Source organism: Methylocystis bryophila (genome assembly GCF_027925445.1).
GTDB classification, from domain to species: Bacteria; Pseudomonadota; Alphaproteobacteria; order Rhizobiales; family Beijerinckiaceae; genus Methylocystis; species Methylocystis bryophila.
This window is the reverse complement of record NZ_AP027149.1, coordinates 4,407,727-4,421,264: the sequence shown is the minus strand read 5'-3', so window position 1 is coordinate 4,421,264 and position 13,538 is coordinate 4,407,727. Positions and strand designations below refer to the sequence as shown.

The following is a 13,538-nucleotide window of genomic DNA, read 5'->3' as shown; positions in this document are numbered from 1 at the left end:
CTCGCCATGGTCGGCGAACCCGAGCTGCCTGCGGATTTCGACCACTTCCCCTACGCCGAGCCCAGCGCGCCGAAAGGGGGCAGGCTGCGCCTTGGCGTGCTCGGGACGTTCGAGAACCTCAATCGCTTCAACATCAAGTTCCTGCGCGCACCGCTCTTCCTCCAAGGCGCGGTTTACGAAAGTCTCATGACGCGCTCGGAGGACGAGGAGAAAACCTATTACGGTTTGATCGCGGAAAGCGTCGACATCGACGACGCGCGCGAGCATGTCGTGTTCCACCTCGACCCGCGCGCGCATTTTTCCGACGGCGCGTCGATCACCGCCGCCGACGTGGCCTTCACCTTCGCTTTGCTCAAGGAGCAAGGCCTTCCTCAGACGCGCGCCGAATTTTCGCTCGTAAAGTCGATCGACGCGCCCGATGCGCGCACGGTCCGCTTCGATCTCACAGGCGCGAATGATCGCGAGCTGCCGCTGGCGCTTGCGGCTATGCCGGTGCTTCCGAAGCACGCGACCGACGTCGAGCGCTTTTCCGAGGCGACGCTCGCCCCGCCGCTCGCCTCCGGCCCCTACATCGTGAGTGAGGTCAACGCGGGCGAACGACTGCTTCTTCGCCGCGATCCCAACTATTGGGGCAATGATTTGCCGGCGCGGCGAGGCTTCTTCAATTTTGCCGAGGTCGAGGTTGATTACTACAGAGACGCCGGCGCCTTATTCGAGGCCTTCAAAGCGGGGCTCGTCGACTTTCGAGAGGAGACGAGCGCGACTCAATGGGCCCAGGGCTATAATTTCCCGGCGATGAGCGAAGGGCGGATCGTCAAGGAGACGATTCGACCCACGCGGCCGGTAGGGATCGAAGGCTTCGGCTTCAATTTGCGCCGCGAAATCTTTCGCGATCCGCGCGTGCGGGAAGCGATCGCGATGATGCTCGATTTCGAGTGGATCAACGCCAATCTGCTTTCCGGTCTTTACCGGAGAACCCAAAGCTATTTCGACGAGAGTGTCTATTCGGCGTCCAGAAAGCCGGCTAGCGGCGCCGAACGGGCGCTGCTCGCACGGTTTCCCGGCGTGCTGCGAGAGGACATCCTGGAAGGACGGTGGCTGCCGCCCGCTCACGACGGCTCGGGCCGGGATCGCGCGATCGCCCGCCGCGCCATCGCGCTGCTCACGGAGGTCGGTTACCAGCCGTCGCCCGCGGGGCTCACGAAGGGCGGCTCGCCGCTGCGCTTCGAGATTCTGGTCCGCAGCCACGACGAGGAGCGGCTCGCGCTGAACTTTTCGGCGTCCCTCGCCAGGATCGGCGTGGATGCGCAGGTGCGCCTGGTCGAAGAGGCGCAATACAACCGCAACCGGCAAAATTTTGATTTCGACATGCTTGTCGGGCAATGGCTCCCCGTCGCCGAGCCCGGCGCCGAACAGCGCGCGCGATGGGGTTCTCCTGCCGCATCGCAAGCCGGTTCGGTCAATCTCTGTGGGGTCGCCTCGCCCGCCGTGGACGCGATGATCGACGCTCTCGTCGCCGCGCGCAGCAAGGAAGACCTGATCGCCGCCGCGCGCGCGCTCGATCGTGTTCTCATTTCGGGCTTCTATTTCGTGCCCCTATATCACGCGACGGACATCTATACGGCGCACGTCCCCCAGCTCCGGCACGCCGCAAGCAACCCGCGCCATCCGATGTTTCCTTACAATATGATCTTGGAGGGCTGGTGGCGCGAGAGGCCCTGATGAAGCGGCCTTGCCAAGGATCTTGGGGGCTCGGCGGCTTCATGCGAAAATCGGAACGTTCAACTTGTTCCGATTCATCCGGAGCCGTGTTGGCGCGCGACGCATTGTCAAATGGCGAAGTTTCGGATAGCTTTTAATCACCACCGAGGGGCGGCGATGGGTGCCCGTGCTAAGGCGTTGTTCGTCATCGGCGCGATCTGCGCGATGATGATCGGCCTGATCTTCCCGACTTATTCATCAGCGGGCCACTTCGCCCGCGGTGGGGCGGTGGAATGCCCACATAGCATCGTCAAGCCAGATGTGAGCGTTGGCTCTTATGATGGCGCGCCGTCGCAGGCGCCGCGCCACTCGGGCCTTCCCGGTTGTCCCGATTGCTGCTTGACCGCTTGTCTGGGGACGGCGGTTCTGGTCTTGCGCAGCTTTTTTTTCGCGCGGCCCCAGGAGCGCGTCGCCTCGCGCATGCGTTACTCGCTTTGTGCCGCGAGCCCCCTCAAGCCCATGGCGGCTGAGCCCGCCAACGGCGCGCGCGCGCCGCCCGCGGCTTAGCCTTCCCTTTCCCCGCTTCACACGTCCGCGTTCGCTTACGCGAAAATCCACGCGGCCAAAATCAAATAAAGCCTGACGCGCGCCGGGAGCGGCGGCGTGATGGCTACAAGGGGACAGACAGTCATGTATTATCTTTCCATCACCCTCCTCACGATGATCTACGCGGCGAGCGTCGCGGGCAAGTCGGTCATTCTCGGCGCGGTCGGACTGCGCGAGTCGCGCAGCGGCGCCCTTTCTGCCGATGGCGCCCGCTGTTGGGGGAGGCGCATATGACGGACGCTGCAGCGCTCCCCCCCCTTGCGAATGGATCGCTCGAGACCGGCTTTCCGGCTATTCGGCCGCCTTGGCTGAGGCCGCTCTCGATCGCCGTCGTGCTCCTCGGCCATGTGGCGCTCGGCCTGCTGTTCATGAACTTCGCGCTCGAGAAGATCGTTCCGCTCGATTCGATGAGCGCGGACCTCATTCCCGAAGGCGATCAATTCGAGTCGGTCGAGCAGGTCGAATTGGACGACACACCGCCGCCCGAGGCCGTGGAGCAGCCGGACTTCGCCATTCCGCCGCCGCTCGTCATGCATCCAGAGGCGCCGCCGCTGCCGGCGAAAAAGCAAGTCGTCGAGCCTGAGAAGCGAGTCGTCGAGAAGCGCCAGGAGAGGCCGCGGGCCGAGCACAAGCAGCAGGCCCAGGAGCGTCACCGGCTCGGCATGGAAGGCGGGCAGGCGGCTTCCGGCGGGATTTCACGCGCCACCTATGCGGCGCTGCTCTCAGCGGCGATCCGTCGCCATGTGCCGGGTTCGTCGTCGCTCGGCGCGGGCACGGCGAGCTGCAGCTTCCACATAGGCCCTGGGGGCGGAATGGGAGGCGTCGCCTGCTCGGGATCCACCCCGGCCCATGCGGCGCTGCTGCACCGCGCGATCGCCTCGGTGCAAGCGCCGCCGCCGCCGGGAGGGCGTTTCTTCGCCTCGCAGTCCGTCAAGTTCCATTAGAGCGCGATGCGAAAAACCGGAAATCGGCTTTTCGCACAAATCGGGCTCTAAACTTCAAGAGTCGATCACGTTTTCTGCGTTCAAGCGATTCCGCCTGAAGGCGGCGTGATCGAGAGCTCAGCGTGTTTTTCAGGAAGCATGTCCGCGCGGAGCTTTCGCGCGGGTGGAAGCCGGGCGTTCTTCGTGACGCCCTTCAGCTATCGGATTTTCTTCCGAACTGAGCCGGCAGGGGAGAAACCTTTGCGCGGACTCAGTCGGTGCGGCAAAGGAGAAGAAAGATGCGACCTATCTCTATCGTCTTGATGCTGGCGTTCCTCGGCGTCGCGGGCGCGGCCTCGGCCGAGGAGCAATCCGCTGGCGCCAATAAGGCTCAAGCCGAGCAACCCTCCGGCGCGGGCGAAGCGGCTCGCGGCGAGCAGCCCTCGACCCCGCCCGCCGCGGCCCAGGCCGAGCCGCCGGCGAAGGCTCCCGCCGCCGCTCAGCCCAAGGAGCGCCCGGCCGTCGTGACGCGCTCCGATCCCGCCTATGCTCAAAAGCTCGCCGCCGCCCTGCGGGTCCATGTGCCGACAAATCCGAAGGTCGGCGCGGGAACGGCCTCCTGCCGCTTTCAAGTAACCGCAAATGGCGCGATCTCGGGGATCAATTGCAAAGGCTCGTCGCCCGCCCATTCCCAACTGCTTCAGAAGGCCGTCGCCGCCACCAAGGCTCCGCCGCCTCCTGGAGGGTCTTTCTCCGCCAATCAGAGCGTCGTCTTCCACTGATCGGCGAATAAAAGGCGCGGAGCCGCGCCGCCAGGGATGAAATCGTCATGAGGATCGAGACTCTTGCCTCTGGAACCAGGCAAGAGCCTCGGCTTCCTTCGCCTCGATCCATGCCGATTTTTCGTCGCCGTAAGCATGGGAGTTGCCAGGAAAGAGATCCCGGGCGCGACGTTTTTCTTGCTCATAGGCGTCAGCTGCGTCCGGTCTCGCCCGCAAATAGTCTCTGAACGCGAGGTGACGCGCGATATGCCGCGCGCCGACCTCAAAGAAATGCAGCTGAGCGACGCGCCTGCCGTTTTTTGACAGCGTGCAATAACGTCTTCCCGCCATGCCGAATTCTCCGTGCCAGTCAAAGCCGAGCGCAGCGAGCTGCAGCGTCTGCTCATCGAGCCGTCTCAAGCTCGCGACGACCGGCATGAGGTCGATGATGGGCTTGGCCGACAATCCCGGAACGGAGGTTGATCCGATGTGGTGAACCGCCAGGAGGTTAGGGCCAAGCGAGCCGAGGCGCCTCGAGCAACGCGCCGCCATTTCCGGCCAGGCTTCATCATAGGGCGCGAGGACGACCGGGAACGGAGACAGCGTCATGTCGGGCCATCCGCCGCCGGTTGCGCTGGCTCGGGCGAGGCGCGAAAGGCGAGCTTGAACGTCGCGCCGCCGCCGGGCGTGTCCTCGACCCAGACTCGGCCGGAGAGCTTCGTCATCAGCTCGCGGGCGATTGCGAGGCCCAACCCTGTTCCGGGCGTCGCGTCGCTCTTGCGCCAGAACGGCTCGAAGATCGTCTCCCGATCTTCAGGCAGCACGCCCCCGCCGTGATCGATCACCTCGAGCACCGCGTCGTCGTGAATGCGCACAAGAACCGTGCCGCCGGAGGGCTCGGCGCGCAACGCATTGTCGATGAGATTGCCGACGACGCTCTCGATCGCGCGGCGGTCGCCCAGAACGAAAACCGGCTCCTCGCGCTCCTCGAACTCGATCCGCCGATCGCGATCGAGGCAGAGCAGCGCATAGTCCGCGACGATTCGCCAGGCGAGCTCCGCGAGATCGATCCTTTGCGTCGTGTTGGCGCCCGGTCCGCCCAGTCTGGCCGTAGCGAGCAGCTGCTCCATGATCGTGCCGATGCGGCTCACGTCGCGTCCCAGATCGCTTTTGAGTTTTGAATCCCTCGACGCCTCGACGCGGGCGCGCAGCACCGCGAGGGGAGTGCGCAGCTCATGCGCCGCATTGGCCAGGAAGCGCTTTTGCTGCGCGACGCCGGACTCGACGCGCTCGAGCATGCCATTGACCGCCTCGACAAAGGGGGCGACCTCGGAAGGGAGGTCGTCGACGGCGAGCCTCGAGTCGAGCGCGTTCATGTCGATCGCCTCGAGTCGCCGCGCGGCTTTCCTCAGCGGCGCGAGGCCACGCCGAACGCTGAGCGCGGAAGCCAGAATTAATGCGATGAACGTCGGCCCGAAGTAGCCCCACTGCGTGTCGCGGAGCTGATCCCACAAGAAGTAGAGCAGGTCTTCCCAATGAAAGCGGTACCCGTACAAGCCCAGCGCGACCGCTCCGACCGGCGAGTTGTAAGGAGAGTAAATACTCCAGGGCGCCGGTTGAGCGCCGTCGCCGAGATCGAAAGGGCCGTATCCCAAGGGACAGTCGCCGAATCTTTTGATGGCGGCGATCACTTCCGGGTTCGAGCCCGTCACCGCCTGGCACTGCCGTCCGCCCAGGACGGCGAAACGAAACTCCGGATTGGCGGCGGCGTAGGCCTTCAGCTCCTGCGTCGGCTTAAGGACTAGGGCGCCCTCCGCATCGCGTGCAAGGGAGCCGATCACGAGACTCTGGGCTTTGCTCAAACCGAGAAAATTGAGGGCGCCGGAATATCCCCCAAGCAGTTTTTGGGAGCCTAATGGCGATATAGAGTCAGGCGGTGAATAGAAATATGCGACCGGAGTGAGCAAATAGATCGCGGAAACGGAAAGAGCGACGAGAATCGTCAGCCGAACCCAGAGCGATCCGGCCGTCTTCATGAGACTTTCTCTCGCAGCATGCAGCCGACCCCGCGCTCGGAAACGATCTCGGCGCCGCAGTCGAGGTCGATGAGGCGCTGTCTGACGCGCGAGATGACCATCGTCAGCGCATGTGGTTGGACATCGTCGTCATAGCTGTAGATTTCCTCCATCAGGGCCTGACGACGCACGAATTGCCCGGCCCTGCGGGCCAGCGCGTCCAAAAGGGCGAGCTCACGCGCATGAAAGGGGATGCGCCCGCCCTGAACCGAGGCGTTGCGCTTCGCGAGATCGAAGGTCAGCGCGCCGACCTGCACGGGCGGCAACAGCTCTCCGCCGGGCCGGCGCAAGCTCGCCCGGATCCTCGCCATGAGCTCGACGAGCGGACAAGGCTTCGTCAGATAATCGTCGGCGCCGGCGTCGAGTCCGCGCACGCGCTCCTCCACGGCGTCGAGCGCGGAAAGCATGATGACCCGAATGCCGGGTTGCGCACGCCGCATCGCGGGAATGGCTTGCATCGCATCGCCGTCGGGAAGACGGCGGTCCAGCAGAGCCAAGGGATAGGGATAGAGCTGCAGGGCTTCGCTCGCGCCCGCGATCGTCTCCGTGCAATCGGCGACAAAACCGTTGCGCCGGATTTCTCCGACGATCTCTCCCGCGAGCTCGCGCTCGTCTTCAACCACCAAGATTCGCATGTCACGAAACCCGTAAAGGACGGAGAAAATCTATTGGGTGTCGGCACGGCGCAGTCCGCCACCGTTCAGGGATGCTCCCGAACGGGCGCCGTGCCGACAGGCCGGATTCCATTGCGTCGGCGCGGGCGAGCTTTCCCAGGAACGGGCGAAGCTCACCTGCCGCAGTCGGGGACGATCCGGCGTTCTCAAAAGCTTACGCGCCGCAAGGAGCGTCAGCTTCAGCGCGCGCAACGCGCGCGGCGCTCAAGGTCGATTGGGGCGCGAAGCCACTTCGGTGATTGGACGCGCTCCCATGCCACAACGCCTCTCGCCGCGTGAGCGCGCGCCTTCCCCCGTTACGGACGGGAAGTGTTCAGCGGCCGCGTTCGCACAGGCGATGGGTCGGTCAGGAGAAGCGGGGAGGGGCTCGAGCCTGATGGGCGACCGCTGGGCGAGCCCGGGGTCGGGCGCTCTCGGCGTCCCGCCAAGGCGTAGTGCGGTCGAGATAAGTGACGAGGTCTAGCTGAGCGGGGCGCCCCAAAAGGGCGACCGCGCTCTCGCAGGAGAGCTGGCAGAGAGGGCAGCTCTCGGCATGGCGCTCGCCCTTGCCAGGCGTCCGCGCGTGACCAAGCGCGCCTTCTGCAGCGGCGCCGAGGCATTCTTGGAAGGCGGGTTGGGGGCCTCCGGCGCGCGGGGCATGGGCGATCGCCGCCGCAGGCAGCAGGAACTTTAGTCCCAGCGCCAGAGCGAACAACACCACCGCGACCGCGTTGCGTCGCATCCCGCTTAATCCCGCCTGTCTCTTACGAAACGGTAAAACCCATGCACCGACTCAACATTAGCTCTGCTTTAACGAATTTGACAAGGCCATCCGCGCGCAAATTGATGTTTCTTCATCGTGCTTTTCGAAGGGAAGAGTTGTTGCACAATTGCCACAGCCGTGGCGAGCATTGTGGCCAAATATCGACAAGATAAGATGGAATTGCGGCCAAATTGCCGTAAAAATGTGGAGTTGTTGCTAAATTACCACAGCCTATGACAATTCAGCCATTCCATTTTTGCCGTGAGCTTGGTGTGACCTTGGTCTTTTTAGCCTCCCGCCTACCGTCCAGGAACTGATTGCGGGCAGGCGAAAGCTGTCCCCGTCGTGATTCATCGGACGGCCAAGAAGAGCAACGCGCTGCGGAGCGGACCGCAGTTGACCAAAGGTTGAACGAAGATGCGGCGGTTCACAGTCATTCTCAACAGCGTCAGCGCGGCGGCGATCGCGGTGGCGACCACGGCTCAGGCGCAGACGAGTCTCCCGTCGATCGACATCGGCAAGCCCAAGCAGGTGGCGAGGAGCGTGCCGAAAGCCAAGCCCGCGCCGCGCACCGGCGCGAGCCAGAACGCCGGCGGCCGCGGCAATTCGCGCCCGGTGGCGGGGCCGGCGACCGGCGCCGGCGATCAGGCCGCGGCCTCTGCGGCCGCAGGCGCCGCCGCGGCTGCCGCCGCCGCCCAGAACTATGGCGGGGCCGGGCCGCAGCAGAGCCCCTTCAACACCAGTTACACCTACGAGAAAGCCACCACCGCCCTCAAGACCAGCGCGTCGGTCATGGACACGCCGGCCAATGTGCAGACGGTCACGCAGCAGGTGCTGAGGGATCAGCAGGTCACGGATCTCTCGCGGGCGCTGCAGTTCGTCAGCGGCGTGACGACGACCAACGGCCCGACCTCCAACGGCAATCCTTACGGCAATATCGTCCTTCGCGGATTTGCGACGAATTACATCTACCGCGACGGCTTCCGACTCGATCTGGGCAACGGGCCGGGGGCCGCCTTCTCGTTCGGCACGTCGCAACTCGTGCAATTCGCCAATGTGCAGAGCATCGAGGTCTTAAAGGGCGCCGCGGCCGTGCTCTATGGGCTCAGCGAGCCCGGCGGCCTCATCAACGTCATCACCAAGCAGCCTCTCGATCAGCCCTTCTACGACGTAAACGTGCAGGGCAGCTCGCTCGCCGATTATCGCACGACTGTCGACGCCACCGGGCCGCTCACTTCCGATAAGTCTTGGCTCTATCGGATGAACATGTCCTATGAGAACAACGGCGCGCCCTTCGGGTCTTTCATCGACAACACCCATTCGGAGAACATCTTTGTTGCGCCAGTCGTCAAATGGAATATCGACAACGATAGTTGGGTAAAGCTCGAAGGACAGTACTATCGGAATAATTTTGCAGGATACTTCCCGAGCGATCCCCAAATTAACGGAAATTTCGTCTCCCTGCCGCGCAATACAAATTATCAGGAATGGTCGCCTTCAATAAATAACAACTTTTTTTCAGCGCTGACCTGGGCGCATAATTTCAACAATGATTGGTCAATCAAGCAAGTGTTGTATTACAATCGCTACGAGGCTGACAACACTCAACGCCTTGGCACCGGCCTATATGACTTTTCCTTCCCATATTTCGCGTATGCTCCCCCCGCTGCGTCGCCCACCTATGGTCGCGGCTTCGGCTACGCCCATTACGGGACGCAAACCATGGCGACCGAGGCCGACATCACCGGAAAAATCGACACCTGGGGAGTTGAGCATACGCTGCTGTTCGGTGGAGACTTCTACAAAACTCTCAACTGGAACAACTATTCGTTCGGCCCAGCGAACTCGCCGGAAAGCATTTTTTATCCGGTCCACCCAGGGTTACCACTGCTGCAGACGGTTGGTCCCTATCAGTCCTATACGAATCCACAGGATACCGGCGGCCTTTACGCTCAGGATCAGATCAAGCTGCCCTATGATCTCTTTTTCCTGGCGAGCGCACGCTATCAATATTTCCGCCAGGGCGGTGGAGCGACCGGCATCCCGAGCTTCGCCGCCAATTGGGGCGCAACACAAGCTGCGCCGCAGCAGGCGAGCGCAGAACAATATCTGACGCCGCGCTTCGGCCTGTTGTGGCGTCCCTTCCCCTGGGTGAGCGGCTATATCAGCTACGCCGAGGGCTTCTCGACCAATTCGGGCGTCGTTTATCCCGGCATCGTCACGCCGCCATCCGGCGCGCGCGACGCGGAAGCCGGTCTCAAATTCGAGTTCTTCGACGGCAAGCTGCGCGCCACCGTCGATTATTACGACCTGACCAAGACCAATGTCCCGGAGCCGGACCCCAATCCTCTCCACTTTTGCGGCGGGATAGGGGTCTTCAATTCCGGAGGTTGCGTCGTTCTGGTCGGCGAAGCCCGCAGCAAGGGGCCGGAAGTCGATATTCAGGGGGAGATCTACCCCGGTTTGAACGTGATCCTGGCCTACACCAACCAGTCGGTCGAGGTCACCAAGGGGGTTTTGGGCCAGCAGACGGCCGGCTCCGGCCAGGGGGCCCTCCCCGGTCAGCCCTTGCCCGGCATTCCCCGCAACGTCGCCACCCTTTCCGGGACCTATGAATTCCAGGATGGGAACCTCAAGGGGCTGAAGCTCGGCGCGACCTATCATTACAACGGCGCGCAGCGGATGAACGACAATACGTTCCTTGCTCAGGGCCTCGGCTGGCTCACGCCGAGCATCGCCGGCTATGGGACGGTGGACCTGCTCGCCGACTACCCCTTCTATTACGAAGGCTGGAAGCTCGACGCCGGCGTCAACGTCCACAATCTTTTCGACCGGACCTATTATACGGCCGCCCAAGTGACGGCGCCGCTCGTCGGGCTCGCCGGGTCCTATGGCGGACGCAGCATCGGCGACAATTTCAGCGTGCTGGGTCACATCCGCGCGCAATGGCCGGGCCTGCCCCCCATCCCCCCCAGGACCCCAGAGCCAGTCATGAGCTGGGTTCACGACTGGACCGGCCCCTATGCCGGTCTGCAGATCGGGATGGACGTCGGCGACAATGGCGGAAACTTCTCCTATGTCGCGCCTGAGGGCTACTTCGGCACGCAGTCCTTCAACACGAACGGCTATGGCGTGCTGGCCGGCGCGCATCTGGGCTACAATAAGCAGTTCGACAACTGGGTCCTGGGCCTCGAGGCCTCGGGCGATGTGACGAATCTCAGCAAGCGCGAGCAGCTCGGCTGGAGCACGCTCGATCCAAGCTTTTATTCATTCTCCTCTCCCGGCGCCTACTGCAACGCGGGCGCCTGTGGCGGCGCGGTCGACGCGCGCATCCAGTCCAATTTCCAAGGCTCGCTGCGCGCCCGCGCCGGCTATGCCTGGAATCGCCTGCTCGCTTACGGAACCGCCGGTCTGGCCTTGGGGAATTTCGATCTTCAGTCCAGCCTTAGCGAGCAGATAACCAACGTCTTCAACCCCGATATTGGGAGCTACGTTCCCGGACCCTTGTATGCCGCCACCGCAAACGATCGTTCTGTCTGGCGACTCGGCTGGACGGCCGGCGGAGGCGTCGAATATGCGATCACGCCACGCTGGTCGGCGCGCGCCGAATATCGCTACTCGGACTTCGGCCACATTGGCGAATCGCCGAACTCCTTCTCTTCGGGCGGGATTTGGTATCAGGGCGATCGTCACGTCACGCAGAATCAGGTTCAAGTCGGCGCAAGCTACAAGTTTGGCGGCGCGGACCCAGAGATGTTCGCGATCGCCGCGCCGATCCTCAAGGGCCCGGCGCCCGGCGATCTGCCGTCGCATAAGGGCGGTTCCGTTGTTCCCGCCGCTTACGCCGCCAATTGGACCGGCTTCTATCTCGGCGGTCAGGCCGGCTACGCCTATGGCGACAATCACGGCGCCTATAACTTCGGAACGCCCGACGGCGTCACAAGGTCTGTCGATCTCGCCCATGACGCGCAGGGCGTGATCTTCGGCGCGCATGCCGGCTACAATCAGCAGCTCGAGAGCAATCTGGTGCTCGGCGTCGAAGCCTCGGTCGATGGAACCAGCCTGATCAAGCGCGAGAACCTGAGCGCCTCCGATGTCGCTGACAATCAGGCCGCGCTGGTCTCGATGGTTCAGTCCGACATTCAGGGGTCTCTGCGCGGACGCGCGGGCTATGCGTTCGGACGCTTGCTTCCCTATGTGACCGGCGGCCTCGCCATCGGCCATTTCGGCACGCAGTCCGATTTCGCCGGTGGAAACGGGGCAAATTTCGCCTACGACGGCTTCGCGACGCACGGGTTGCAATGGACGACACGGCTCGGCTGGACGATCGGCGGCGGCGCGGAATGGGCCGTCAGCGATCATTGGTCCATCCGCGGCGAATATCGCTATTCGGAGTTCGGAACCGTTTCGGACAGGCCGACCGTCTCCACTCCCGGGACTTTCTACGGCGGCGGACGTCGCCTCGATCAAAATCAGTTCCAGGTCGGCGCGAGCTACAAATTCGGCAATCCGCTGCTCGTGCCGGTCGCCGCGCCCGTTCTCGCCGCCAAGGCGCCGCCGATCGACTGGACCGGCTACAGCTGGGCCGGCCTTTACGCGGGCGGTCAGGTCGGCATGATCTGGGGCGCGAACAACGGCCATTATTACATCGCGACGCCGGGGGGGCTCGGCGCCGATGATTCGCTCAACAGCGACGCGCAGGTCGCGAGCGTCGAGGGGCATGTCGGCTACAATTGGCAGCTCGATCATCTCGTCGCCGGTCTCGAGGGCTCGCTCACTGGAATGAACCTCGTCAGAAGCTCGCTGCTGCCGGTCTATGATGGCAACGGCTTCTTTGGACCCGCGACGCCCGGCGGCACATTGACGACGGCGGTGAAGTCAAACCTGCAAGGCTCGATCCGCGCGCGCGCCGGCTACGCCTGGGGCCGACTGCTGCCCTTCGTGACCGGCGGCGCGGCGCTCGGCGGCTTCACGCAGCAAAGCTATCTCTGGGGCGGCGACGGGCAGGGCCTCTTCAACGCCTCGAGCAGCCGATCCATGCTGCGCGTCGGCTGGACTCTCGGCGCTGGCCTCGAATGGGCGATGACTCGGAGCTGGGCGATCCGCGGCGAATATCGTTACACGGATTTCGGCAGCGTCTCGGACGCCTCGACGCTCGCCACGCCGGTGACGACCGTCTTCACGGGCGCGCGTCGCCTCGATCAGAATCTGCTCGAGGTCGGCTTCAGCTATAAGTTCGGCGAGGAGGGGCGGGCGCCGATCGTCGTGGCCGCCGATCTCCCCCATCTCAAGGACGCGCCGGTCGCCGTTCTGCCGCCCGCCTCACCGTGGCGCGGCTTCTACGCCGGCGCGAATCTCGGCGGCGTTCTCGACGCCAAGAGCGGACAAGCCGGGACCGCAACCTATTGGGACCCGAGCCTGCCCTTCGGCGCAGGGGTCAGCCCGAACCTCGCCTATTTGCCGGCGGGCAGCCTCAGGGGCGGCGCGGGCGGCGCGCTGGGCGGCGGTCAGGTCGGCTACAACTACCAGTTCGGCTCCTCGGTCGTGATCGGCGCCGAAGCGGATATCCAAGTGACGAGCGTCTCGGGCGGGGGCAAGCAGACGGCGGCCGTCCACGCCTCGCCCTTTTCGGGCGGCGCCCTCGTGCAAGCGGCGCCCTTCAACACAGCACAGGCGAGCCTGCCCTACGTCGGGACGCTGCGCGGACGCGCCGGCTATCTCGTCACGCCCACCCTGCTGCTGCTGACGACGGCGGGCTTCGCCTATGACGGCGTCGACGCCTGGGGCGTCGCCAACACGCGCACCGGCTGGGCGGTTGGCGGCGGCGCCGAGTGGATGTTCGCGACGAACTGGTCGGCGAAGCTCGAATATCTTTTCGCCGACATCAGCGGCGGCGGGATCTCAGGCGGCTGGAGCGGCGTCATCGACGCCAATTTCCACCCGCAGATCAACATTCTGCGCGGCGGCCTGAACTACCACTTCACCGGTTTCGCGCCTGAGGCGATCGTCGCGAAATATTGATCTGCGCGATGGCGCGCCGCGAGTCTCACAGGCTC

General features: G+C 64.0%; 10 protein-coding genes. 6 read left to right on the top strand and 4 right to left on the bottom strand.

The window, feature by feature from the left end; all coding sequences use genetic code 11:
* Window positions 1-6: 6 nt before the first annotated feature.
* From QMG80_RS20465 to QMG80_RS20445, 5 genes are all read left to right on the top strand, one after another.
* Window positions 7-1,722 (top strand): extracellular solute-binding protein, encoded by a 1,716-nt coding sequence (locus QMG80_RS20465; protein ID WP_245300103.1) that lies wholly within the window; start codon window positions 7-9, stop codon window positions 1,720-1,722.
* Window positions 1,723-1,878: 156 nt separating this feature from the next.
* Window positions 1,879-2,268, top strand: a complete 390-nt coding sequence (locus QMG80_RS20460; protein ID WP_158658630.1) for a hypothetical protein — start codon at window positions 1,879-1,881, stop codon at window positions 2,266-2,268.
* Between the two features lie 99 nt (window positions 2,269-2,367).
* The gene (locus tag QMG80_RS20455) at window positions 2,368-2,541 is read left to right on the top strand and encodes a hypothetical protein (protein ID WP_158658629.1); all 174 of its coding nucleotides are present in this window, start codon (window positions 2,368-2,370) and stop codon (window positions 2,539-2,541) included.
* Window positions 2,538-3,251 carry a hypothetical protein gene (locus QMG80_RS20450; protein WP_085770850.1) on the top strand — a complete coding sequence of 238 codons (714 nt, stop codon included), beginning with the start codon at window positions 2,538-2,540 and terminating at the stop codon, window positions 3,249-3,251. Before QMG80_RS20455 ends, QMG80_RS20450 begins: the two co-directional genes overlap by 4 nt.
* Before the next feature lie 278 nt (window positions 3,252-3,529).
* Window positions 3,530-4,012 carry a hypothetical protein gene (locus QMG80_RS20445; RefSeq protein WP_085770849.1) on the top strand — a complete coding sequence of 161 codons (483 nt, stop codon included), beginning with the start codon at window positions 3,530-3,532 and terminating at the stop codon, window positions 4,010-4,012.
* Between the two features lie 45 nt (window positions 4,013-4,057).
* On the opposite strand, the gene QMG80_RS20440 is transcribed toward QMG80_RS20445, so the two are convergent.
* The 4 genes from QMG80_RS20440 to QMG80_RS20425 form a co-directional block, all read right to left on the bottom strand.
* Window positions 4,058-4,600: a GrpB family protein gene (locus QMG80_RS20440; RefSeq protein ID WP_085770848.1), complete on the bottom strand. Its 543-nt coding sequence runs from the start codon at window positions 4,598-4,600 to the stop codon at window positions 4,058-4,060.
* Entirely contained in the window at window positions 4,597-6,027 is a 1,431-nt protein-coding gene (locus tag QMG80_RS20435) for a sensor histidine kinase (RefSeq protein WP_085770847.1), read from the bottom strand. Before QMG80_RS20435 ends, QMG80_RS20440 begins: the two co-directional genes overlap by 4 nt.
* Window positions 6,024-6,701, bottom strand: coding sequence for a response regulator transcription factor (locus tag QMG80_RS20430; protein ID WP_281926155.1), 678 nt, complete (start codon window positions 6,699-6,701; stop codon window positions 6,024-6,026). The genes QMG80_RS20435 and QMG80_RS20430 overlap by 4 nt, the downstream gene beginning before the upstream one ends.
* A gap of 385 nt (window positions 6,702-7,086) precedes the next feature.
* Complete coding sequence (locus QMG80_RS20425; RefSeq protein ID WP_158658628.1) at window positions 7,087-7,461, bottom strand: DUF2946 family protein; 375 nt, start codon at window positions 7,459-7,461, stop codon at window positions 7,087-7,089.
* A gap of 438 nt (window positions 7,462-7,899) precedes the next feature.
* Here QMG80_RS20425 and QMG80_RS20420 point away from each other — a divergent pair, with 438 nt between their 5' ends.
* Window positions 7,900-13,503, top strand: a complete 5,604-nt coding sequence (locus tag QMG80_RS20420; RefSeq protein WP_085770845.1) for a TonB-dependent siderophore receptor — start codon at window positions 7,900-7,902, stop codon at window positions 13,501-13,503.
* Window positions 13,504-13,538: the final 35 nt, after the last annotated feature.